Source organism: Devosia sp. Root105, assembly GCF_001424865.1.
Taxonomy (GTDB): Bacteria; Pseudomonadota; Alphaproteobacteria; order Rhizobiales; family Devosiaceae; genus Devosia_A.
The window spans coordinates 251,960-274,922 of the sequence record NZ_LMCR01000017.1; the positions used below are offsets into that span (position 1 = coordinate 251,960).

A 22,963-nucleotide genomic window follows, 5' to 3' on the forward strand; every position below is an offset into this window, starting at 1 on the left:
CCTAGCTGGCCTTGCGGGTCTGCAGGCCGACGTAAGTAGCGATTGGCGCGGGGTGGCCGAACAGAAAGCCCTGTGCAGTGGCGCAGCCTTCCGCCCGAAGGAAGGCCAGCTCTTCCTGCCGCTCGACGCCTTCGGCGACCACCGGGGTGCCGAGATAGCGCCCGAGCTCGACGACGGCGTGGACGATTGCTGCCGATTGCGGGTTGCGGTCGAAGGTCCTGACGAACGACTGGTCGAGCTTGATGCGCGAGAACGGGAACGCGCTGAGGTGGGTCAGCGACGAGTGGCCGGTGCCGAAATCGTCGATGGCGACGCGCACCCCGAGCGCCCGTACCTGCCGCAGCGTCGTCACCGCCCGCACCAGGTCGCGCACCAGCGCGGTTTCGGTTACCTCGATCTCCAGCCGCGCCGGAGAGAGGCCGGTTTCGATCAGCACTTCGTGGATCAGCCGGGCGAAGGCCGGATTGTGGATCTGCGCTGCCGAAACGTTCACCGAGATGCCGAGCGGTACCCGCCAGCCGGCCGCCTCCGCGCAGGCGGTCCGCAGCACCCATTCGCCGATCCCAAGGATCAGCCCGTTCTCCTCGGCAATGGGCACAAAGACGCCGGGTGATACGTCACCGCGCTGCGGATGATGCCAGCGGAGCAGCGCCTCGAACCCGGTGACGTCGCCGGATGCGAGATCAACCTGCGGCTGGTATGCGAGGTCGAGCTGTCCCGCGTCGGCAGCATCCGCCAGGTCATTGGCGACCAGCCGGCGGTCCCGCAGTTCGTCGTTCATCGCCGCTTCGAACAGCCGATAGCCGCCGCGCCCCTCCTGCTTGGCCCGGTAAAGCGCCATGTCGGCGGCCGACATCAGCTGCTCGGCGCTCTCGGCGTCGCCGGGGAAGGAGGCGATGCCGATCGAAGCGGAGATCACGGCGTCGTCTGCGGTCTCGGCGACATCGTGGGCAAACGCCTGCAGTAAACGCTGCGCTACGCGGTTGGCGGCATCGAGGCTCTCGGTGGCGTTGAGGACCACGGCGAACTCGTCGCCGCTCAGTCGCGCCGGATAGCCGATCTCCGTCACCTCGCGCTGCAGGATCAACCCGACCCGGCGCAACAGCGCATCACCGGCCGCGTGGCCGTAGAGGTCGTTTACTTCCTTGAACTTGTCGAGGTCGAGGCACAGCACGCTGCAGCTCTGGCCGTCACTGCGGGCCCGGTCGATGGTTTCGTTCAGCCGCCGGCCGAAGCTCACCCGGTTGGGCAGCCCGGTCAGCGCATCGTGGTGGGCGAGGAAGCGGATGTGGTCTTCGGCCTGCTTGCGGACCGACACATCGCGGATGGCGATGGCCCGCTGCCGCACGCCCTGAAATTCGATCTCATGCGCCACCGCCTCGACCGGGACATCGCCGCCGGCGACTTTCAGCGCGGCGTCGATGGTGGCGTTGGCAGTGCGATCGAGCGCCTCGCAAGCAGTGGCGTCGAGAAAATCGAGCAGCGGCCGACCGCTGGCATCGGCCTCGGAGCCCACCAATTGCCTGAAACTGCGATTGGTGGCGCTGATCGTGCCTTGCCGCACAATGACGATGCCTTCGACCGCGGCGTCCGCCAGTTCGCGCATCCGCACGCTTTCAGCGCTGTGACGCCGGTCCCTGAGGTCGAGCAGGGTGCCGCCCATGGCGAGGCCCAGGATGACGGTCGAGGCGAGCGACAGCACCAGCCAGAGCCAGGTCGGGGTGCCCTCGGCGACGATCGAATAGCAGTCGGCGAAGCCGGCGGCGCCCATGGCGGTGAAATGCATGGCGCAGATGGCGAGGGTGAGCAGAACCGGCGCGCCGACGCGGCCGCGCAGCGTCGAGGCGCGCGCCAGCCACAGCGCTGCAGCGCCCAGCGCCATGCCGGTCAGGATTGAAAACGCGACGAGATTGCCGTCCCAGAGGATGCCGCCGCCGACGATTACCGCCGCCATGCCGGTATAGTGCATGGCGGAAATGCCGAGCCCGACCACCGCGCCGGCGAGGACAGAGTCGCCGGCTGACGTGCCGACGGCGGCAAACCACAGTCCGCCGCCGACAATGGCGATGGCCAGCGACAGCGAGGCCAATGTCGTCGGCAGGTCGTAGCCGACCGCAACGCCGGGGTGAAACGCCAGCATGGCGACGAAGTGGGTGGCCCAGATGCCGAAGCCGACGGAAACCGCCGCGACGCCCAGCCACACCAGCTGCATCCCGCCGGCGGTCCGCCGGGCGTGGTGCAGCAGCGATATTCCGGCGAACGACGAGAGCGCGCATAACAACGCCGCCACGACGACCAGCGCCATGTCATGGTTGTTCAGTAGTGTGTTGACGACGGCCTGCAACAGGCGCCCCCGGATACTTCGATGCCGGCGATAGTTCGCATCGCGAGTGAACAGACGATTACCCGCTCCTCCGAACCGCCATCGGTTTGTCGCATGGGTGAATCAGCCGTCTGGAGCACTGCAGGTATAACTGCGTAGGTGTTTGGCCGGACGGCAGCAGGCGGGGCTGAGACGCCCCCAGGCCCTTGATTCGTCTCGCTTTCCAACCGGAAAAGTCCGCAACTGCACCTGAAAAGCCTGCAGTGGCGATGGAACGAGAAGCCGGCCGGCAAGTTTTGCTGCGGGGCTTTCAGGAGCAGTTATGACGCAGCGCACGTTTGGGCCGGAGAAGCGCGACGGCCGATGGTATTTCTACGCCTATCTCGACGGACAGCAGGTCGAGTGGGGTCCGTATTCGAGCGAGGAATTCGCCAAAGGGGCCAAAGACGCGATCGAGCGCCGGCTTGGTGAGGAGCATCAGGCGAGCGCTCCGCAACCGGCGGCCGCGCCGGCGGGCGACGAGCCAGCAGAGCAGGGCGCTCCGGCCGAAGGCGAGTAGCCCACAACCGGTGGTTGGCCGACCCCCACCCCTGTCCCCTCCCCCTAAGAAGCAGGGCTATCGCATATGGGGCTCTGACAGTAGTTGGATGGCCTTCTCCCACAAGGGGAGAAGGCAAGAGGTGCCCAGCGCCGTCATATGCGATAGCCCTGCCCTAAGAAGGGGGAGGGGACAGGGGTGGGGGTCAGCCCGCGCCGCCGTTGAGGCCTACCCAGCCGCCGGGGTCGGTTCGCCCAGCGACAGCATCAGCCGGTTGGCCCAGTTGAAGAACGCGGCGCTCTGGATCAGGTCGGCGATCGCCAGGTCGTCGAGGCCGGCCTCCTTGAGGTCGGCGATCTGCTCGCTGCGAAAGGCCGAGGGCGTCTCGGTCAGGGCGACGGAGGCGGCGACCAGGGTATTCCAGCGGTCGCCGAGATCGACCTCCACGCCACCATCGAGCAGCCGCTGCACATCCTCGCCGCGCTTCGAATAGGTCGAGGCGAAACGGGCATGCACCGAGGCGCAGAAGATGCAGCCATTGGAGCGCGAGGTTGCCGCGGCCGCGAGCTCGCGCTCGGCGCGGGGCAGGCCGGCATCCGGGTTGTAGAAAATATCCTTGTCGGTGCGGGTGCGGGCGCCGAGGATATCCGGGTCGCGGGCCAGCAGCATGAAATAGGGCGATTTGGCGCGCGACGCCTCGGTCAGTCCCTCCCAGTGCCGGTCGGTGAGCTCGGACTCATCGAGCGGCTGCAGCCACGGGGCCCAGCCGATCTGCTCCTGGGTGAAGACCACCGGGCGGTCGGCGAGGTCGTAGGTGATGGCTTTATCGGTCATTTCGGGCCTTAGGCTGCAGCGACGGGGCTGATCGGGGTGGTGGCGTAGGCAACGCTCGCGGCCTGCTGCGAAGCGGCGAGGGCCCTGAGCCCGATCACCACGCGGATCTGGAAGGCGAGGAACGCCACCAGCTGGCTCAGTGTCACGATATCGGTGGTCGACCAGCCGGCATCGAGCAGCTTTTGCAGCTTGTCCGGGCTCGCTTCGCGCGGCCGGAAAACGAGGAAGTGAGCGTGGGTCAGCGCCGCGCCGAGCCGCCCGAGCACCTGGCGATTTGCCGCGTCAGGCTGGTATTCGAGGCCCGGCTTGTCTTCGGCGCTGAGGGGACCAGCGGGATAGTGGCCATAGGGGCCAACCGTCTCGCCACGACGGATTTCAGCGCTGATGGCGCCGATCAGGCCGTTGCGGTCGTGGTGACCCAGCTGCTCCTTGTAGAATGCGGCGATCGCTTCGTCCTTGTGCAGTGCGGCGACGAAGTAGGCGACTGCGAACCGCTCTTCGAGCAAAACGGTGCCCGGTTCGGCCGGCGCGAACAGCGCCTCAAAACTCTTCTGCGCGTTGTCGCGGGCGGTCGGGCGCCCATTGCGCACCGCATCCAGTGCGCTGCCGGGGAGCACGCCCACCAACTGGTCGATGACGTCCTTGCTCTTGTCGCTCATAGAGATGTTCCTTTCGAGAGCTTGGTCTTTGGTTTGGTCAGCGGACCACGCTCAGGCGTGGCGAATGCGGCTTGTCGGCCTTGGACCAGCCGAGGGAAGGGGCGACCTTTTCGGCGATCAGTTCGATCGAGCGGAGCACCAGCTCGTGCGGCGGATCGACCGAATGCACCTGGAAGACGATGTCGGTGACCCGCGGCAGCGTGGTGTCGCGGTGGAGGCTCTCCAGCACGTCGGCGACGGTCCCCACATGCGTGTCGGTGGCGGCAATCAGATCATCGAGATCGTCGCTTTCGAAGCGGTGGCCGCCCTTGGCGAGGCCGATGGCGGCCTTCTTCAGGCCAAAAGCGGCGTAGCGGCGGGCTTCCTCGCGGTTGTCGGCGACGAACAGGGTGCGCGAGGCGACGATACGCGGCGCGATCTCGCGCGGCAGGTGCGAGAAATAGCCATCGATGATCGGGTGCTGCAGGTCGGGCAGCGTTGCCTTGGGATTCTCGGCTGGACGCGGCTGGGTACGCGACAGCATCAGCCCGTCGCCGGCCTTGCCGGCCCGGATACCGCCAGCCACCGAGAAGGTCGCCTGCCAGAAGCGCTCGAGCAGGTGCGGCGCCGCCGGGTAGAGCTTGACGTCGCCGACGATCGGCGAGCCCGACAGCGCGGTGCGGAAGGTCGCGAGGTGCCGCTCATAGATGGCGGCCTTGTCCTTCACGTCATAGCCGAAGGCAGTGAACGAATCCGGGGTGCCGCCCGAACCGGTGCCGAGCTCGAGCCGGCCGCCCGACAACAGGTCGAGCACTGCGGCATCCTCGGCGGCGCGGATGGCATTTTCGAGCGGCAGGGTGATGATGCCGGTGCCGAGCCGGATGCGGGTGGTGCGCGACGCCACATAGGAGAGGAACACCAGTGGGGAGGGCAGCCCGCCCTCATCGCGGTGGAAATGGTGCTGCGCCACCCAGGCGCTGTCGAAGCCGTTGGCCTCGGCGTGGACGATCTGTGTCGCGGCATTGTGGTAACGCTCGCCCGCGCTGGTGTCGTCGAGCAGCCGGGTGAAGAAGCCGAGGCGCTTGGGGAGTGTTGGATCAGACATTGGCGGGGCTCCGTTGGCCGGGAATGGCGTCGATCAGTTCGCGCGTGTAGGGGCTTTGCGGGTTGCGGAAGACCTCGGCGACCGGCCCGGTTTCCACCTGCCTGCCGTTCTGCAGCACCGACACGGTGTCGGAGATCTGCCGCACCACGGCGAGGTCGTGCGAGACGAAGAGGTAGGTGAGGCCGCGCTCGCGCTGCAGCTCGTCGAGCAGCTTCAGGATCTGCGCCTGCACCGTTACGTCGAGGGCCGACACCGCCTCGTCGAGCACCACCACCTCGGGGTCGAGCACCAGGGCTCGGGCGATGGCGACACGCTGCCGCTGTCCGCCCGAGAGGGCGCGCGGCCGGCGCTGGCGCAAAGCTTCGGGCAGCCCGACCCGTTCCAGCAGCACGTTGACCTTGTCGGCTCGCGCCGCAGCATCGAGGCGGCCGAAATTGCGCAAGGGTTCCTCGACGATCGAAAACACCGTCTGGCGCGGATCGAGCGAGGAGAAGGGGTTCTGGTAGACCAGCTGGATCTTCTGGCGGAACTGGCGCAGCGCATCGCCTTTCAGCGAGGCGATATCGGTGCCGGCAATGCTGATCCGCCCGGAAGTCGGGCGACCGAAGCCGACGAGGTCGCGCACTGTGGTGGTCTTGCCCGAGCCGGACTCGCCGACAATGGCGTGGGTGGTGCCACGGCGCACTGCGAAGGAGATGTCGTCGACCGCCCGGAAGCTCTTCCTGCCATCGATCTGGAAGTCGTGGACGAGGTTTTCGACCAGGATCGCATCCTCACTCGCAGGGATGACAGCCGCTGGGTAAGGAGACCTCGCAGCTCTGGTACCAGCCGACAGCGACGGCGCATCGGCGAGCAGCTGCCGGGCATAGGCGCTTTGCGGCGCCGCCAGCAGCTGGCGCGCCGCGCCGGCTTCCTGGATGCGGCCGCCCTGCAGCACGACGATGCGGTCGGCCCGGTCGGCGGCGACCCCGAGATCGTGGGTGACCAGCAGCACGGCGGTGCCGGTGTCGCGGCGCAACTCGTCGATCAGGTCGAGGATGCGGCGCTGCACGGTGACGTCGAGCGCGCTGGTCGGCTCGTCGGCAATGATCAGCTGCGGCTTCAGCGCAATGGCGATGGCGATCAGCACGCGCTGCTTCATGCCGCCGGAGAGTTCGTGCGGATATTGCCGGGCCCGGAGCTCGGGGTCGGACAGCCCGACGCGGGCCAGGAGTTCAATCGCCCGCGCGGCGATCGCCTTGCTGTCGCGCTCGCCATGGATGCGGAGGATTTCGCCGACCTGCGCACCAACGGTCTTCACCGGGTTCAGCGAACTGGTGGGGTCCTGCGGAATCAGGCTGATCTGGCGGCCGCGGATGGCGTCGAAGCGCTTGCCGGTCCAGTGGGCGATATCCTCGCCGTTGAGCCGGATGGCGCCATGCTCGATGCGGCCGTTCTCGGGCAAGAGCCCGATTACTGCCTGGGCGGTGGTGGTCTTGCCCGAGCCGGATTCGCCGACCAGCGCCACGACCTCGCCCGGCTCGACAGTGAAGCTCACGTCGTGCGTCACGCGGGCATAGCGATCGGCTTCCTGGTAGGCGACCGAAAGGTTCTCGACCGAGAGGAGGGGAGTGCTCATCGTCCGACCTTTCCCAGCGCCTGGCTGATGCGATTGGCCGACAGCACCACCAGTACCACGACGAGGCCTGGGGCGGTGGTCAGCCACCAGGCGGTCGAGATGTAGTTGCGTCCCTCGGCGATGAGGAGGCCCCATTCCGGCGTCGGCGGCGGCGCGCCATAGCCGAGGAAGCCCAACGTCGAGATGGCGAGGATGGCGCCGCCGAACTGCAATGCGGCGAGCGCCAGCACCGAGGTCAGCGAGTTGGGCAGCACATGTCGCCACAGCACCGAAAGAAAGGTGCCGCCGCTGCCGAACGCGGCCTCGACATATTCGGAGCGCCGCACCCGCACCACTTCGGAGCGCGACAGGCGGGCGAAGCCGGCGACCGAGGTGATGCCCACGGCGATGGCGGCATTCACGGTGCCGAAACCGAGGAGGATAATGATCGAGAGCATCAGCAACAGGCCGGGGATCGACAGCAGCACGTCGACGACGCGCATCACCGCCTCCTCGACCAGCCCGCCGACCGCGCCGGCGAACAGCCCGAGCGTGGTGCCGACGACAAGGCCGACCAGCACGGCGACGAAGGCGCCGGTCAGCGAGTGCACCGCGCCATAGACGATGCGAGCGAACAGATCGCGGCCCAGCGCGTCGGTCCCGAGGATGTGGATGAGGCTCGGCGCCTTGAGTTTTTCCGCCGGTATGCCCTGCACCGGGTTGAAGCTGGTGAACAGCGACGGCGCGACGGCGAACAGCACTACAAGGGCGATGACGGCCCAGGCCAGCACCAGGCTGGGCGAGACGCCGCGCAACCGCTGCAGCAGCGGGTTACCCGAGGCGTTGCGCGGCTTACTGACGAGGATGTCGGTGGATCCGATGCTGGTCATGCTGGGGCACCCTTCAGGCGGCGGAGGCGGGGATCGAAAACCGGGTAGAGCAGGTCGACGGCGAGGTTCACCGCGACGAAGCAGAGGGCGGAGAACACGACGATCGCCTGGATCACCGAGGTATCCTGGAAGCGCACCGAGCGCTCGGTCAGTCCGCCAATGCCGTTGAGGCCGAACACCGTCTCGGTGATCACCGCGCCGGCCAGCAGTTCGCCGAACAGGATGCCGGCAATGGTCAGAGTGGGCAGCAGGGCGTTCTTCACCACATGGCGCCACAGCACCCAGCTGGGCGAGGCGCCTTTGGCGCGAGCCACGGCGACGAAGGGCTGGGTCGAGACCTCGTCGATATTGCGGATGAGGATCTGCGCCAGTGGCGCCGAGATCGGGATGGCGAGGGTTATCACCGGCAGGATCAGCCCTTCGAACTCGCCGGGGTTGATCACCGAGATCCATTTGAGCCGGAACGAGAAGATCTGGATCAGCATGATGCCGAGCCAGAACACCGGCAGCGACACGAACAGCGACGGGATCGACTGGATGGCGGTCCTGAGCCAGGCAAAGGGCGCGAGCGTCGCAAGGAAGGCGAGGCCCAGCGCGATGAGCACCGCGAGGGTAAAGCCGAGGCTGGCGAGCCGCGCGGTTGCCGGCAGGTTGGTCAGGAGTTCATGCGCCACCGGCACGCTGCCGACGACGGAATAGCCGAAATTGCCGGTGAGGAAATTGCCCAGAGCCTGCAGGTATTGCTGCCAGAGCGGGCTATCGACGCCATAGGCGTCGCGGAGCGCGGCGATCTGTTCCGGGCCGAGGCCCAGTTCAGGGTTCTGGAACTTGATCAGGATCGCATCACCGGGCAGCGCCTGCAGTAAGAGGAACGAGGCGGTGAAGGCGATCCACAGGACGAGCAGGGTCTGTCCGATCCGGCCGATGATGTAGCGCGACATGGCGGCGCTCCAGAAAGAGAGGAGAGGCCCGGGCTCGGCGCCCGGGCCGGGATCAGGTCAGTGGGCAGCGACCCAGGTGTTGTAGAAGCTCGGGCGGCCAACCGCCTCGAACTCCAGCCCGTTCACGTAGGGCGCGGTGGCGAAAGCCTGCGGCTCCTCGAAGAACGGGATGGTGTAGGCCTCATCGAGCACGTGACGCTGAATGTCGCCGGCGATGGCCAGGCGCTTCTCGCGATCGGTCTCGGCGGCAAGGCCTTCGAGCAGCGCGTTCAGCTTGTCGTCGACGAAGTTGGTCTTGTCGGACGAGCCGCCCTTCTGCAGCAGCCAGTCGCGGTTCTTCGGGTAATAGGCCGACTTGATCACGTCCGGATCGGCGCGGCCAACCATGGTGACGTTCACCGGGGTCTTCAGCGGATCGAGCAGGTCGAGGGTACGGCTGCCGGCGTCACCGGCGAGCACGTTGAGCTTGACGCCGACCTGGGCCCACTGCTGGGCGAGCAGCTGCAGCACGCCTTCGTTCTGCGGCTGGGGCAGCGAAACATAGACCGTCAGGTCGAGCTTCTGGCCATCCTTTTCGAGGATGCCATCGGCGCCTGGGATCCAGCCGGCTTCGGCGAACAGAGCTTTGGCCTTGTCCTGGTCGTAGACGAGCTTGTCGGAGAGATCGACATAGCCGGCGGCCTGCGAGGAGAGCACCGACGTCGCGAGCGGGTAGTTCGCCGAGAACAGGGTGTCGACTATCTCCTTGCGGTTGGTGGCGTTGAGCAGGGCCTGGCGGACCTTCAGGTCGGCGACCAGCGGATTGTCCGGACGGAAGCTGATGGCGTTGTTGAGGCCGCGGGTGCCCGGCGCGTAGATCGGGAAGCCGGCGTCGATCACCTGTGGCTCGTCATAGGCCTGGATCTGGCGGATCGCGTCGGCCTGGCCGGCGAGCAACGCGCCGATGCGCACGCTGTCCTCGGGGGTGATGATGTACTTGATGCCGTCGAGATAGGCGCGGCCCTGGTGGGTGAACTTCACCGGGCCCCAGTTGTAGTCCTCGCGCACCTTGAGGTTGAGCTCTTTGCCGAGCGTCTCGCTCTCGACCACGAAGGGGCCGGTGCCGATGATCTTGGTGGCGTCGCCCAGTTCGTCATAGGGCAGGGCCAGCGTCGAGGCGGCAACGATGCCCGAGCCGATCACCGCGGTGCCCTGCAGGAAGCCCGGCGAGGGCTTGTTGAAGTGGAACTTGATGGTCAGGTCGTCGATGACCTCGGCGTGGTCGTAGTTGTTGATGACTTCCGAGACCGGGTACTTCAGGTCCTTATTGCCGAGGCCGAAGGTGTCGTAGTTAAGCGCCACGGTCTTGGCATCGAGCGGCGTGCCGTCAGAGAAGGTGATGCCGGGGCGGAGCTTGAAAGTGTACTCGGTGGCGGTGTCGTTGACCTGCCACGACTCGGCCAGCCACGGCTCGATCTCGAGCGTCTGGGGGTTCTGGTAGGTCAGCTTGTCGGTGATCTGGTTGAGCACACCGCCGTTCGGGTAGAAGCCGCCCGCCGGGGGATAGAGGTTGGTGTGGGCCTGCTGCTCGAGGTAGATCAGGGTGCCGCCCTGAACCGGGGTATCCTGGCCAAAGCTGGGGCCGACGATGGTGCCGGCGAGCAGCAGAGCGGCGAGCGCTCCGAGCGTGCGGCGCTTGATTGATATCACGATGCGATCCTTTCGGTGCGAAACTGGCGTTCCGGTGCATGCCCGGAAGATGCCCAGATCGTAGCCCGATCGGCGTTTCACTCAATAATCCCTATGGGAATGATAGACTAAATAGGCGAAAGCCGGTGAGATTTGAATCACACGGTTTGCGGGCAGCAGAGAAAAGGGCCGCTGGCGCTGGTGCAGGCTGACCCCCACCCCTGTCCCCTCCCCCTAAACATGGGGAGGAGACGACTGCCTCGATATCGGTGTGAGGGTCTCCCTCCCCTTTCTTAGGGGGAGGGGACAGGGGTGGGGGTCAGCCCGCACCGCAACTGCCGTTCAACACACCAGCGAAGCAACCCAGCCGACTACTCGGCCGCAGCCCGATCGTCGTAGTCGGGCGCATCCGGGCTGCCCGGGGCGGTTTCGGTGCCGAGATCGGGGAAGGCGACGATGCGTTGGTTGCGCAGGTCCATGCGCACCACCAGGAGGCCGCGTTCCTCGAAATAGGCGAGGAGGCGTCGGGCGCGGCCGGTGGAATGAGTGCCATAGGCGCGGGCCAGCGCGGCATCGGAAGGGCAGGGCAGCCCCTCGAGCGCAGCGCGGGCCAGCACCAGGAAGACGCCCTGTACGTCATCGGCGAGCTGGGTGGAGAGCGACAGCGCGGTCTGCCAGGTCTCGGACTGCGCGGTCTCTTCGGCAACGCCGGCCCGAACCACGGCAAGCTTCCTCCGGAAGGCCGGCAGCGCCAGCGCTTCGCCGGGGACGCGCCGGATGCGGCAGCGGACGAGGAAATCCTGGTACAGCACGGCGACCGAGCGATAGGCCGCGTCGCGATCCTCGAGCAGTTCGCGGACCACGTCGTCGATGGCGCGGTCGCGCTCGGCAATATCGACCGGGGGCTCGTCGGCACGCGGCTGCTGCGGTACCTGGGTGCGCACCAGCTGGGCGAGCAGGTCGTTGGTCGAGGGCGGTGGCGGCGGTGGCGGCCGGCGGACCGGGCGCACGGCTTCCGGAACCGGTGCGAAGATCAGGTCCCTGGCGTCGATCGACGCATCCGGCATCGGCATCAGCTTGGGGCTCGACGAGCGGGCCGAGGTTTCCACCGCACCGATCACCATCGGCAGCGGGCGGCGCGACATGGCAGGCCCGAGGGCGATGAAATGGCCACGGTTCAGGTCACGGAACATCTCGGCCTGCCGGCGCTCCATGCCGAGGAGGTCGGCGGCGCGGGCCATGTCGATATCGAGGAAGGTGCGGCCCATCAGGAAGTTCGAGGCTTCGGCGGCGACGTTCTTGGCGAGCTTGGCCAGCCGCTGCGTGGCGATCACCCCGGCAAGCCCACGCTTGCGGCCGCGGCACATCAGGTTGGTCATCGCGCCGAGCGATAGCTTGCGCGCTTCGTCGGAGACTTCGCCGGCGATGGCGGGGGCGAAGAGCTGTGCTTCATCGACCACCACCAGCATCGGGTACCAGTAATCGCGATCGGCATCGAACAGGCCTCCGAGGAAGGCGGCGGCGCAGCGCATCTGCTGCTCGACATCCAGCCCTTCGAGGCTCAGCACCACCGAGACGCGGTGCTGGCGGACGCGAGCAGCGATGGTGGTGAGTTCGCTCTCCGAACGCGAGGCGTCGACCACCAGGTGCCCGTATTTGTCGGCGAGGGTAACGAAGTCGCCCTCGGGATCGACGATGCATTGCTGCACCCAGGGGGCGCTCTGTTCGAGCAGGCGACGCAGCAGGTGGGATTTGCCGGAGCCGGAATTGCCCTGCACCAGGAGGCGCGTGGCCAACAGTTCCTCGAGATCGAGCTTAGCCTCGGCGCCACCCTGCGCCACACCCATGTCGATCGCGACCTGCATGGGATGTGGTTAGCTGATTCTTGGGGGTGCTAGGGCTCGATGCTCATCAAATCCCCGGCCGTCATCCCGACGAAAGTCGGGACCCACTGCTCGGACGGTTGGGTCAGCACGGAACGCGCCGGTCCTTCACGGCAAGGTCGGATGGGTCGTTGCGTGTGGACCAGCCGGTGCACTGGGTCCCGGCGTTCGCCGCGGCCGGTGGGGCGGACGTGCTGTGCCTAAGCCTTCGTGGTCCGCGGCACGGCTGCCGTGTCGATGCCCAGCGTGGTGAGGGTCGTCGCGACGATGCCGGCGCGGTCGAGCCCGGCTGCGGCGTACATATCGTTGACCCCGGCCTGTTCGGTGAAGACGTCGGGGATCATCAGCGGCCGGAATTTCAGCTTGCCGTCGAGCAGGCCGTGGCTGGCGAGGAAGGTCGCGACGTGGCTGCCGAAGCCGCCGATGCCGCCTTCCTCGATGGTGATCAGGACCTCGTGCTCCTTGGCCAAGCGAGCGAGCAGGGTCTCGTCGAGAGGCTTCAGGAACCGCATGTCGGCAATGGTCGGGTTCAGCCCGTAGGCCATGAGCTTCTCGCCCGCGGCGATGACTTCGCCTAGCCGGGTGCCGAAATTGACCAGCGCCACCGACTTGCCTTCGCGGAGGATCCGGCCCTTGCCGATCTCGAGCACCGTGCCGCGCGGCGGCAACTCGACACCGAGGCCATCGCCACGCGGGTAGCGGAAGGCGATCGGGCCCTCGTCATAGGCGGCGGCGGTCGCCACCATGTGGCGCAGCTCGGCCTCGTCGCCGGCGGCCATCACCACCATGCCGGGGATGGCGCCGAGATAGGCGGCGTCATAGTTGCCGGCATGGGTCGGGCCGTCGGCGCCGACATAACCGGCGCGATCGATGGCGAAGCGGACCGGCAGGCCCTGCACCGCCACATCGTGGATCACCTGGTCATAGGCGCGCTGCAGGAAGGTCGAGTAGATGGCGCAGAACGGCTTCAGCCCCTCGGTCGCCATGCCGGCGGCGAAGGTCACGGCGTGCTGCTCGGCAATGCCGACATCGAAGATGCGGCTGGGGAACAGCTCGGCGAACTTGTCGAGGCCGGTGCCGTTGGGCATGGCGGCGGTCACGGCGACGACGCGGTCGTCGGCCTTTGCCTCCTCGATCAGGCTCTGCGCGAACACCGAGGTATAGGACGGGGCGTTCGACTGCGGCTTGGTCTGCGCGCCGGTGATGACGTTGAACTTGTTGACGCCGTGATATTTGTCGGCGGAGTTCTCGGCCGGGCCGTAACCCTTGCCCTTCTTGGTCACCACATGGATGAGGATCGGGCCGGACTCGGCATCGCGCACGTTCTGCAGCACGTCGAGCAGGTCATTGAGGTTATGGCCGTCGATCGGGCCGACATAGAAGAAGCCGAGTTCCTCGAACAGCGTGCCGCCGGTGAAGAACGAACGAGCGAACTCCTCGGTCTTGCGCGCCGTCTCGTGGATGAGCTTGGGCATCTTCTCGGTGATCGACTTGGCGGTGTCGCGGAAGCCACGATAGAACGGGCCGGAAACCAGCTTGGCGAGGTAGGAGCGCATCGCCCCGGTGGGCGGGGCGATCGACATGTCGTTGTCGTTGAGGATGACGATCAGCCGGGCGTCCATGGCGCCGGCATTGTTCATCGCCTCATAGGCCATGCCGGCCGACATGGCGCCATCGCCGATCACCGCGATGACGTTGCGCTTCTCGCCCTTCAGCTCGGAGGCCACCGCCATGCCGAGACCGGCGGAAATCGAGGTGGAGGAATGGCCGGCGCCGAACGGATCGTATTGGCTCTCGGCGCGGCGAGTGAAGCCACTGAGGCCGTCCTTCTGGCGCAGCGTGCGGATGCGGTCGCGGCGGCCGGTCAGCACCTTGTGCGGGTAGGCCTGGTGCCCGACGTCCCAGATCAGGCGGTCATGGGGGGTATCGAAGGTGGCGTGGATGGCGACGGTCAGCTCGACCACACCGAGCCCGGCGCCCAGGTGCCCGCCAGTCACCGACACGGCATCGATCACTTCGGCGCGGAGCTCATCGGCGACTTGGCGCAGCTCATCGCGCGACAGGGATTTCAGGTCGGCTGGTGCCGATACGCGATCGAGCAGCGGGGTCTGCGACGTGTCCAAAATACCGATCCTTCGCCGGAACGGGCCGGTCTCTCATTGAGAGACTTAGAGGCTTGGGTTCGGCATTGCAACGCCCAGCGGGCGCGGCCTTTTAGCGTTCTGCGACGAGCTGCAAACCATCCGTCACGAAACGGTCATAGGCGGGAATTGCGGCGTTGTCGGGAAGGAAGGCGACGCGGCCGGTGAGCGGGCCGAGTTCGGTACCCTTTTCGAGGTAACCCTCGGCTTCGGTCATCTCGGCCCAGAACGCGGTGGTCATCGGCACCGGCTGCACCAGGGTGTCGTTGACATGGTCGATCTCGGGCGCCACCAGGTCCATGGCGCGCAGCTCAATGCTCTGGTTCGGCTGGCGGCTCAGCGCCAGGTCGGCGAGGGCCTGCTGCATCGGCTCAGAAGCCGCATTGCCGGTCAGCGAGTTGAAGGTCATGTCGAACATGCCCTTCAGCGTCGAGAAGGTCTCGGGGCCGCCGAGCGAGGCGGTCTGGACATTGCCCGAACCCAGCAGCTGATCCCGGGTCGGCAGTTCCGGCACCACGGCGTTCTCGCGCTCGATGATCATCTTCAGCGCCTGTTCGGCGCCCGGATCGGGGCTGGTCGCAACATAGGCGGTGACCATCTCGTCGACCTTGGGCGACATCAGGACGCGCGGCTTGGGCAGCGGCTGGTCGATCGCGGCGAGCGCCGCGACGGCGGTCTGGCCGCTTTCGCCGCCGAGCGGCGCGCGGGTGGCGAGCTGGATGCGGGCGGATTTGGTTGCCGGGATCGGCGCGCCGACGGCTTCGAAGGCCTTGGTGTCGATGCCGGGCGGCAGGGCGGCAACGTTAATGCCGTCTTCGGAGCGGCGGAATACCGGCACCGGCGCCACCACATCGAAGGTCGGCACGACGCGCTGCGCCGGCTCTTCGGCAGACGCCAGCATGATGGTGGCGCCGCCGCCAAGGGTGCGCGGACGGAGCGCCGGGATCGGCGCTGCTTCACCGGCATTGTCGGCCAGCATGATGGCCGGGGCGCTCTCGAAGATGGCGTCGCCATCGCACGGCACGGTGCGGCACTTGGACCACTGGGCCTGCGCATAGGCGCGCCCTTCGTTGGAGAGCGGCTTGCCGTCGGTGGGCAGATGCAGGGTCTTGCCGTCGGGGAAGACCTTTTTCAGCTGGGCGCGGGTCATGCGCGGCCAGGCACGGACATTGCCGGTATCCATGTGGACGAATGGGCTGCCCGAGGTGGGGTAGAAGCCGACGCCGCCGACCTGGTGCTTCATCGCGGTTTCGCGGAGCTTGGAGAGGTTCACCCCGGGGATGAACACGTCCATCGCCTTGCCGCGCATGTGCTGGCTGTTGTCGGCGACGCCTGACGACCTGGATGCCAGCATCTTGTTGGTCTTGGGCGAACGGTAGGACGAAACGATGTTGTAGGGCTGGCGGCCGCCGACTTCCTGGTACACTTCCCAAAGCAGGTCGAAGAGGGCTGGGTCCATCTTCGTGGGTTCTTTGGTGCGCCAGTCGGCGAGGAAAATGTTGAGCTCGCGCAAGACCTTCTGGTCATACTGGCCGTTGCGCTTGAAGGTGAAGCTGCCGGTCTGGCCGGTATGGGTGTGGTGCAGGTACAGCGTCCGGTCGCCGCCGCCATTGGCAGCGCTCACCGGCACGACGCTCGGCGGCAGAACGACGGTCAACGCCATCGTCGCGGCAAAAAACAGCCGCGGTAGAGCCCGCCATATCCCCAACAGTTTTCCCGACACGCCCCGAACGACCCGTTGCAACCCAATAGACGACTGAGCCTAGCGCCAGTTCGATGAGAATACATTAACGCTAACGCCTGGTAACCCAAGTGAGGCGGCTACCATGCGGGTTTCTAGGCAGAAAATCCGGCTGAACCAAGGCCGAATTCCTAAGCAGTCGTAAACGCTTGGCCGGCCAACCCGCCACGACTTCATAGCAGAAGGGCCGGCGCCCCGTGGCACCGGCCCTCGTTTCTAGTCCCGAAACGCTCGGATTGCTATTCGGCCAGCAGTTCTTTCAACCGCTGGTTCATGCCGTACACGTCGCCATAGGAGCGGATGGTGCCGTCGGCATCGACGCGCAGGGTGAAGTAGGAGATGTGAACCGGGATCTTGGTCTTGAGGTTGAACCAGCGCTCCTTGTCGCCGAATGCCGCTTCCAGCGTTCCGGCGTTCATCTCGGGCTCGAGCGCCAACAGCGCGTCGGCGAAATCCATCGGGTTCTCGACGCGCACGCAGCCGTGGCTGTAGGCGCGGAACGAGCGCGAGAACAACGACTTGGATGGCGTATCGTGCAGGTAGATGTCGTGCTGGTTGGGGAACAGGAACTTCACCCGCCCCAGCGCATTGCCGGCGCCCGGCTTCTGCCGGATGTGGAAGCGGTTGATGTTGGTCTGCGTCCAGTCGATGGCCGAGGCGTTGACCACCTTGCCGCCCGACAGCATTTCCATGTTCTGGCTGGCGAGATAGCCCGGATTGGCGATCAGATGCGGCTTGATCTCGTTGGTGGCGATCGAGGACGGCACGTTCCAGTACGGGTTGACGACGATATGCTCGATCTCGTCGTTGAACACCGCCGTCTGGTTCTTGGGCGTGCCCACCACCACGCGGGTGGTGTAGTGGACCTCGTCCTTGTTCATGATCCAGAGGCGGAATTCGGGGATGTTCACCGTCACCTGGAAGTCGCCGTAGTCGTTCGGCTCCCAGCGCCAGCGCTCCATGTTGGCGACGATATCTTCCTTGGTGGTGGCCGAGCCGCCATTCAGCGCGGCGATGGTCGCCGGCCCGATGACGCCGTCACCATTGAGGCCGAGGCTCTCCTGGAAGGCCTGCACTGCTGCGACCAGCGGCTCGTCATAATTGATGTCGACGGTCACCGCGGCGCCGGCCGTCTCCGGGATATCGGGCTCGGGCACATCGAGGCGCTGGCGCAGCAGCGTGACGCGCTCGTCCTGCATGCCGGGCTTGAGCAGCTTGCCCTCGGGAATGGTGATCGCCGCATCCATCACGGCGCCGTCGTAGAACTTGGCCAGCGCCGCCTTCAGCCCGCGGAACTCCGGCTGGGTCGGCGACAACGCCAGGAGCAGCTTGTCCGGCTCGCTGCTGTCGGCGAGCTTAACCAGCATTTCGGCTTCGTTGATGCGCTTGGGCGCGATGGTCCAGGTCTTGTTGACGTCGAGCGGCGAGATGCGGCCGCCAAAGGCATCCTGCGCGTAGCGGATCGCCGCTGTGGAGAAGGCGGTCTCGAGCGCAGCGAGCTTCATCGGATCGGTGCCGGCGGCGGCAACGTCGAGGTCGGCGGTCAGGTAGTCGGACGGACGGAAGCCTTCGAGCTCGGAGTCCTTGAAGACCTGGATGATCTTCTCGGCATTGGGCGAGAACGCAATCGACCCATCATCCGCCTTGCTCAGCCACAGCGGCTCGAAGTGGCGGGCGCCATAGAAGAAATAGAGCTTCTGGGTCTGCTGATAGGTCCGGGTGCCCTTCTCGGCCGCGGCATAGGCGGTGGAGAGGCCGGCCTTGATGATCCGCGCCAGCTCGGTCTTGGGCGGCGCGATCACGATGCGCGTGGTTTCGATGCCGGCGACCGTGACGGTTTCCTGGGCAGAGGCTGCTTGCGTGAAGATCGCAAATGGCGATGCGAGCGCCACCGTGCCAGCCAACAACAAGGCCTTCAGCATAGTCATTAAGTACTCCGTGCCCGGCTCGAGGGCTGGCAAGGGGCGGCGTGACGGGGAGGATTCGGCACTTTTGCCCCAGATATGCATTTTGCTTAGCCCACAAATCTTAACGCTGACAATTCCTCGCGATTTTGTGAGTTCGGTCTGTGGACTTGGTGCAACTAGCCTAGGCGGCGTCGCTCTCCAAACCCTCGTCCAGGCCGTACTCGCGGAGCTTGCGATAGAGCGTCGACCTGCCGATGCCGAGCGCCCGCGCCACTCGCGACATGCGGTAGCCATAGTGGCGCAACGCGAACACGATCAGTTCGCGCTCAACATCGGCGAGGGCGGCGACTTCGCCACTCTGGGCCATGAAGCGGTCGCTGACCGCTGTCTTGTCCACAACCTCGCGTAGAGAGGCGATAGCCTCATCGATGTGAACCGGGCCTGAAGGACCAGGCGCCGCCGAGGTCAACCGCAACGCTTCAGCGCGGCCGGCGCTCAGGGCGACGATCTGCGGGAAGTCGGCGGTTTCGAGATAGGCGGCGTCGCTGAGCACCACGGCGCGGTAGACCGCATTCTCCAACTGTCGGACGTTGCCCGGCCAGTCATAGTCGCGCAGCAGCTTGAGGGCCGGTTCGGAAACCCCAACGATGCGCTTGCCGGCTTCGGCGGCGAGACGCGCGACGAAGTGGTTCACCAGCACCGGCAGGTCTTCCATCCGGTCGCGCAGCGGCGGCACATAGAGCGGGAAGACATTGAGCCGGTAATAGAGGTCCTCGCGGAAGGCCCCGGCCTTGGTCAGGTTGAGCAGCCGCCGGTTGGTTGCCGAGATGAGCCGCACATTGACCCGCACCGGCTTGTCGGCGCCGGCCGGCTCGATCTCGCCGTCCTGGATCACCCGCAGCAGCTTGACCTGCGTCTCCATCGGCAACTCGCCGACCTCATCGAGGAAGATGGTGCCGCCATGTGCCTCGAGGAACTTGCCGGGGTGGTCGGCGACCGCACCGGTGAAGGCGCCTTTCCGATGTCCGAACAGCGTCGATTCGATCAGGTTGGCGGGGATCGCTCCGCAATTGACGGTGACGAAGGGTTTGCCGGCTCGATCACCCGAGCCCTGGATCACCCGGGCGACGAGTTCCTTGCCGACGCCGGTCTCGCCTTCGATCAACACCGGGATGGTGGATTTCGCCGCCTTGGCGGAGAGCGACAGCACGCGATCCATGCTCGGCGCACGGGTGACGATATCGGTGAGGCTCATGGTGCCGCTGAGCCGGCTGCGATCGGTGCGCACCATGGTCTCGAGCTCGCCGAGCTTCAGTGCGTTCCTGAGCGACATGATCAGCCGCTCCGGAGCGACCGGCTTGACGAAGAAATCGGCGGCACCCTGGCGCATGGCGGTGACGACGGTATCGAGCGAGGAGTGGCCGGTCTGGACGATCACCGGGGTCGCCAGGCCATCGCGGCGCATCGCTTCCATCACCGCCATGCCGTCGAGATCGGGCATCACCAGATCGAGGACCATGGCGCCGATGCCGGGATCGGCGTGGAGCAGTTCGAGGGCCTGTCTGCCGCTGGTGGCCGTAACGGCAGAGAACCCGGCCCGGTTGGCGACCTCGGAGGTGAGCCTGAGCTGCACCAGGTCGTCATCGACTATCAGAACGCGCGTCATGGTCCTCCAAGGACTTTGTAGTTGCACGCTTCGCCGCCGCGGCGAATCGCGCTGTGCCGTTTTGGAGCAGCATGTGAGGGGTGGGTTAAGAGGCGATTAAGCGTGAAGGATTCGCTATGGCCGGCTTAGAACCCAGCCTGCCGCGTGTGCCTGATGGCGTTGATAACGACGTCGTCATCGATCAGTACATAGCGGATGTCGTAGCCGCCATCGCCGAACGGTACGATGAGGTCGCGCGTGCCGTCGATCGTGTCGTCGGCCGGTCGGCCGCTGGCGGGAAAGGTGCGAAGTTGCCGCACCCCCTCGAGGATGATCTGGGCTGCCCTTGCCGCTGCCGGTGGCCTGTTGCGTGCGAGAAAGGCCTCAAGCTCGACGAGGTTCTTGGTGGCCTCGCGAGACCATCTCACTCGTGCCATTCAGGCAACTCTGCATCCTCGCCGTTGGCGCGCTTCTCGAGCCAGGCCTCGACTTCCTCGCCGGTCAGGTGCAGGCCGGTCGACTGGTAGTCTTCCCAGGCGTGCTCGGCGTCGCGCTTGAAGCGCTCGCGCCGCTCCTCCCGCTCGACGAACTCGCCGATCGCCTGGCGCATCAGCCAATGGGCCGAGCGTTGCCGGCTGGTCGCAAGATGATTGAGCCGATCACGCAGGTCGTCTTCCAGCTTGATGCTTGTCGTGGATTTTCCAGCCATGGGTAGCTCCAGGTAACACCTGTCACTACCACGAGTTCGAGACTCGTGCCACCGCTTCCCATCGTGCCGCGCGCTGGCTAAGGTCCGCGCCTGATTTTCGAGCCTAGGTGAGACATGGATATCCGCAACCTGCCACGTGCAGCAGAAGCCACAGCCCACAAGGGACATAACCAGCTCGGCAACATGCCGACCTGGAACCTCGACGATCTCTATACCGGCAACGACGCGCCGGCGCTGAAGGCGGATCTCGCCGCGGCGCAGGCTGACGCCAAGAGCTTTGAGGCCGACTACAAGGGCAAGCTCGAGGGGCTGACGAAGGCGGGCAAGCTCATCGATGCGATCAAGCGTTACGAAGCGCTGGGCGATCTCAGCGGCAAGCTCGGCTCCTACGCGTTCCTGCAATATGTGCGGAACACCCAGGATGCGGACAAGGTGAAGTTCCTCGGCGATCTCAGCCAGGCGCTCACCGACCTCTCAACCGGCCTGATCTTCTTCGGCCTCGAGCTCAACCGCATCGACGAAGCCGTGCTGGAAGCGGCGCTCGAGGGCAACGCCGAGCTCGGCCGCTATCGCCCCTGGTTCACTGAGCTGAGGAAGGCCAAGCCCTATCAGCTCGAGGACAAGATCGAAGAGCTGTTCCACGAGAAATCGGTGACCGGCGCCGGCGCCTGGAACCGGCTGTTCGATGAGACCATGGCCGCCCTCAAGTTCAATGTCGACGGCGAGGAGTTGAACCTCGAATCGACGCTCAACTACCTCTCCGACAAGGATGAGCTGAAGCGCGAAGCGGCGTTCAACGGGTTGTCGAAGACGCTGCACGGCAACGAGAAGCTGTTCACCCACATCACCAACGTGCTCGCCAAGGACAAGGAGATCGCCGACCGCTGGCACGGCTTCCAGGATATCGCCGACAGCCGCCACCTCGAGAACTCGGTGGAGCGCGAAGTGGTCGATGCGCTGCAGACCGCGGTGCGCGCCGCCTATCCGCGGCTCAGCCACCGCTATTACGCCATGAAGGCAAAGTGGTTCGGCAAGACGCAGCTCAATGCCTGGGACCGCAACGCCCCGCTGCCGACCAGCGACGACCGCATCTATGACTGGCCGACCGCGAGGGATACGGTGATGGAGGCTTACGCCACCTTCTCGCCGAAACTGGCCGAGATCGCCGAGCCGTTCTTCGAGAAGGGCTGGATCGACGCCCCGACCAAAGACGGCAAGTCCCCGGGCGCCTTCGCCCACCCGACCGTGCCCTCGGCGCACCCCTACCTGATGCTCAACTACCTCGGCAAATCACGCGACGTGATGACGTTGGCGCATGAGCTGGGGCATGGGGTGCACCAGGTGCTGGCTGGCCCGCAGGGGGCGCTGATGGCGCCGACGCCGCTGACGCTGGCCGAAACCGCCTCGGTGTTCGGCGAGATGCTGACCTTCCGCTCGATGCTGGCCAAAACCACCGATCCGACGCAGCGCTTCGCCATGCTGTCGAGCAAGGTTGAGGACATGCTCAACACCGTGGTGCGGCAGATCGCCTTCTACACGTTCGAGCGCGAGGTCCACACCCGGCGCAAGCAGGGCGAGCTGACCACCGTCGATCTCAACCAGATCTGGCTCGATGTCGGCGCCGAAAGCCTTGGGCCAGCGATCAAGCTCAATGAAGGCTACGACATCTTCTGGGCCTATATCCCGCACTTCATCCACTCGCCATTCTATGTCTATGCCTATGCCTTCGGCGATTGCCTGGTGAACTCGCTCTACGCGCAGTACGAGAAATCGAGCGACGGGTTCGCGGAGCGCTATTTCGAGCTGCTGAAGGCCGGCGGCTCGAAGCACCACTCCGAACTGCTGGCGCCGTTCGGGCTCGACGCCCGCGACCCGGGCTTCTGGTCGCTGGGGTTGGGGATGATCGAACGGCTGATCAACGAGCTGGAAGCAACGCAGCCAGCCTGAGGCTGCTGCGACGGGCGGCTTGGCAATTGGTGCAGCGTGGCGAACCGCCGCGCTGCGCTTGTGCGGCACTGCCGCGCGAAGTATGAGAGGCGGAGTGGGGCGGTCTGATCTTCGGCGTTCGCGTGCTATCGCGGCGTGATGGTCCGAGGGTCGGTGTCCCGAAGACGATCAATGGACTGAGGACCTGATGGCCAAGAAACCCGCCGCCGCTGCTACGCACGAACTGCCGCCCGCCATGGACTACGCTCAGCATGAGGCGACCTATGCCGGCTTCATCACCTTCGTGAAGTGGGGCATCGTGTCGATGGTGTTCGTGGCGCTGTCGCTCTACGCCTTCATCGAGGCGCATCAGCCGATCATCGGGGCGTTGCTGCTGCTGGCCATTCCAGTGCTCATCATCGGTGTGATGGTGATGGGATCCCGCCGCAGCTGACGGCGGGATTTTTCTATCCGGTG

At 65.9% G+C, this 22,963-nt stretch carries 18 protein-coding genes; 3 read left to right on the forward strand and 15 right to left on the reverse strand.

Annotated elements, in window-relative coordinates; all coding sequences use genetic code 11:
- Position 1 precedes the first annotated feature (1 nt).
- Positions 2–2,344, reverse strand: a complete 2,343-nt coding sequence (locus ASC68_RS19700; protein WP_156387384.1) for an EAL domain-containing protein — start codon at positions 2,342–2,344, stop codon at positions 2–4.
- A gap of 301 nt (positions 2,345–2,645) precedes the next feature.
- Here ASC68_RS19700 and ASC68_RS19705 point away from each other — a divergent pair, with 301 nt between their 5' ends.
- The gene (locus tag ASC68_RS19705) at positions 2,646–2,882 is read left to right on the forward strand and encodes a hypothetical protein (RefSeq protein WP_055883012.1); all 237 of its coding nucleotides are present in this window, start codon (positions 2,646–2,648) and stop codon (positions 2,880–2,882) included.
- Positions 2,883–3,089: 207 nt separating this feature from the next.
- Here ASC68_RS19705 and ASC68_RS19710 read toward each other — a convergent pair whose 3' ends face one another.
- The 14 genes from ASC68_RS19710 to ASC68_RS19775 form a co-directional block, all read right to left on the reverse strand.
- Positions 3,090–3,695 (reverse strand): alkylhydroperoxidase domain protein, encoded by a 606-nt coding sequence (locus tag ASC68_RS19710; RefSeq protein ID WP_055883014.1) that lies wholly within the window; start codon positions 3,693–3,695, stop codon positions 3,090–3,092.
- A gap of 8 nt (positions 3,696–3,703) precedes the next feature.
- Entirely contained in the window at positions 3,704–4,354 is a 651-nt protein-coding gene (locus ASC68_RS19715) for a CMD domain protein (RefSeq protein ID WP_055883015.1), read from the reverse strand.
- A gap of 37 nt (positions 4,355–4,391) precedes the next feature.
- Positions 4,392–5,438 carry a putative FMN-dependent luciferase-like monooxygenase gene (locus tag ASC68_RS19720; RefSeq protein WP_055883017.1) on the reverse strand — a complete coding sequence of 349 codons (1,047 nt, stop codon included), beginning with the start codon at positions 5,436–5,438 and terminating at the stop codon, positions 4,392–4,394.
- Positions 5,431–7,056 carry an ABC transporter ATP-binding protein gene (locus ASC68_RS19725; RefSeq protein ID WP_055883019.1) on the reverse strand — a complete coding sequence of 542 codons (1,626 nt, stop codon included), beginning with the start codon at positions 7,054–7,056 and terminating at the stop codon, positions 5,431–5,433. Before ASC68_RS19725 ends, ASC68_RS19720 begins: the two co-directional genes overlap by 8 nt.
- Positions 7,053–7,925 (reverse strand): ABC transporter permease, encoded by an 873-nt coding sequence (locus tag ASC68_RS19730; RefSeq protein WP_055883020.1) that lies wholly within the window; start codon positions 7,923–7,925, stop codon positions 7,053–7,055. The genes ASC68_RS19725 and ASC68_RS19730 overlap by 4 nt, the downstream gene beginning before the upstream one ends.
- Entirely contained in the window at positions 7,922–8,866 is a 945-nt protein-coding gene (locus tag ASC68_RS19735; protein WP_055883022.1) for an ABC transporter permease, read from the reverse strand. Before ASC68_RS19735 ends, ASC68_RS19730 begins: the two co-directional genes overlap by 4 nt.
- Positions 8,867–8,923: 57 nt before the next feature.
- Complete coding sequence (locus tag ASC68_RS19740) at positions 8,924–10,513, reverse strand: TIGR04028 family ABC transporter substrate-binding protein (RefSeq protein WP_055883322.1); 1,590 nt, start codon at positions 10,511–10,513, stop codon at positions 8,924–8,926.
- Positions 10,514–10,905: 392 nt separating this feature from the next.
- Positions 10,906–12,399, reverse strand: a complete 1,494-nt coding sequence (locus ASC68_RS19745) for an ATP-binding protein (RefSeq protein ID WP_055883024.1) — start codon at positions 12,397–12,399, stop codon at positions 10,906–10,908.
- Positions 12,400–12,617: 218 nt separating this feature from the next.
- Complete coding sequence (gene dxs / locus ASC68_RS19750) at positions 12,618–14,540, reverse strand: 1-deoxy-D-xylulose-5-phosphate synthase (protein WP_055883026.1); 1,923 nt, start codon at positions 14,538–14,540, stop codon at positions 12,618–12,620.
- Between the two features lie 91 nt (positions 14,541–14,631).
- Positions 14,632–16,215, reverse strand: coding sequence for a DUF882 domain-containing protein (locus ASC68_RS19755; RefSeq protein WP_248310571.1), 1,584 nt, complete (start codon positions 16,213–16,215; stop codon positions 14,632–14,634).
- A gap of 323 nt (positions 16,216–16,538) precedes the next feature.
- Complete coding sequence (locus ASC68_RS19760; protein ID WP_055883030.1) at positions 16,539–18,227, reverse strand: L,D-transpeptidase family protein; 1,689 nt, start codon at positions 18,225–18,227, stop codon at positions 16,539–16,541.
- 160 nt (positions 18,228–18,387) lie between these two features.
- Positions 18,388–19,872, reverse strand: coding sequence for a sigma-54 dependent transcriptional regulator (locus ASC68_RS19765; RefSeq protein ID WP_055883032.1), 1,485 nt, complete (start codon positions 19,870–19,872; stop codon positions 18,388–18,390).
- 125 nt (positions 19,873–19,997) lie between these two features.
- Positions 19,998–20,288, reverse strand: a complete 291-nt coding sequence (locus ASC68_RS19770) for a type II toxin-antitoxin system RelE/ParE family toxin (RefSeq protein WP_082528309.1) — start codon at positions 20,286–20,288, stop codon at positions 19,998–20,000.
- Positions 20,276–20,560, reverse strand: coding sequence for a ribbon-helix-helix protein, CopG family (locus ASC68_RS19775; protein WP_055883035.1), 285 nt, complete (start codon positions 20,558–20,560; stop codon positions 20,276–20,278). Before ASC68_RS19775 ends, ASC68_RS19770 begins: the two co-directional genes overlap by 13 nt.
- A gap of 114 nt (positions 20,561–20,674) precedes the next feature.
- Between ASC68_RS19775 and ASC68_RS19780 the strand changes: the two genes are divergently transcribed.
- Together ASC68_RS19780 and ASC68_RS19785 are read left to right on the forward strand one after the other, a co-directional pair.
- The gene (locus ASC68_RS19780) at positions 20,675–22,507 is read left to right on the forward strand and encodes a M3 family oligoendopeptidase (protein ID WP_055883036.1); all 1,833 of its coding nucleotides are present in this window, start codon (positions 20,675–20,677) and stop codon (positions 22,505–22,507) included.
- A 187-nt stretch (positions 22,508–22,694) separates the two neighbouring features.
- Positions 22,695–22,940 carry an aa3-type cytochrome c oxidase subunit IV gene (locus tag ASC68_RS19785; RefSeq protein WP_055883038.1) on the forward strand — a complete coding sequence of 82 codons (246 nt, stop codon included), beginning with the start codon at positions 22,695–22,697 and terminating at the stop codon, positions 22,938–22,940.
- Positions 22,941–22,963 lie beyond the last annotated feature (23 nt).

What these genes read in the sequence shown, in the direction of transcription:
- ASC68_RS19705 (WP_055883012.1), top strand. Translation starts at nt 2,646, where the DNA reads ATGACGCAGCGCACGTTTGGGCCGGAGAAGCGCGACGGCCGATGGTAT.
- ASC68_RS19710 (WP_055883014.1), bottom strand. Translation starts at nt 3,695, where the DNA reads ATGACCGATAAAGCCATCACCTACGACCTCGCCGACCGCCCGGTGGTC.
- ASC68_RS19715 (WP_055883015.1), bottom strand. Translation starts at nt 4,354, where the DNA reads ATGAGCGACAAGAGCAAGGACGTCATCGACCAGTTGGTGGGCGTGCTC.
- ASC68_RS19720 (WP_055883017.1), bottom strand. Translation starts at nt 5,438, where the DNA reads ATGTCTGATCCAACACTCCCCAAGCGCCTCGGCTTCTTCACCCGGCTG.
- ASC68_RS19725 (WP_055883019.1), bottom strand. Translation starts at nt 7,056, where the DNA reads ATGAGCACTCCCCTCCTCTCGGTCGAGAACCTTTCGGTCGCCTACCAG.
- ASC68_RS19730 (WP_055883020.1), bottom strand. Translation starts at nt 7,925, where the DNA reads ATGACCAGCATCGGATCCACCGACATCCTCGTCAGTAAGCCGCGCAAC.
- ASC68_RS19735 (WP_055883022.1), bottom strand. Translation starts at nt 8,866, where the DNA reads ATGTCGCGCTACATCATCGGCCGGATCGGACAGACCCTGCTCGTCCTG.
- ASC68_RS19745 (WP_055883024.1), bottom strand. Translation starts at nt 12,399, where the DNA reads ATGCAGGTCGCGATCGACATGGGTGTGGCGCAGGGTGGCGCCGAGGCT.
- ASC68_RS19760 (WP_055883030.1), bottom strand. Translation starts at nt 18,227, where the DNA reads ATGACTATGCTGAAGGCCTTGTTGTTGGCTGGCACGGTGGCGCTCGCA.
- ASC68_RS19765 (WP_055883032.1), bottom strand. Translation starts at nt 19,872, where the DNA reads ATGACGCGCGTTCTGATAGTCGATGACGACCTGGTGCAGCTCAGGCTC.
- ASC68_RS19770 (WP_082528309.1), bottom strand. Translation starts at nt 20,288, where the DNA reads ATGGCACGAGTGAGATGGTCTCGCGAGGCCACCAAGAACCTCGTCGAG.
- ASC68_RS19775 (WP_055883035.1), bottom strand. Translation starts at nt 20,560, where the DNA reads ATGGCTGGAAAATCCACGACAAGCATCAAGCTGGAAGACGACCTGCGT.
- ASC68_RS19780 (WP_055883036.1), top strand. Translation starts at nt 20,675, where the DNA reads ATGGATATCCGCAACCTGCCACGTGCAGCAGAAGCCACAGCCCACAAG.
- ASC68_RS19785 (WP_055883038.1), top strand. Translation starts at nt 22,695, where the DNA reads ATGGCCAAGAAACCCGCCGCCGCTGCTACGCACGAACTGCCGCCCGCC.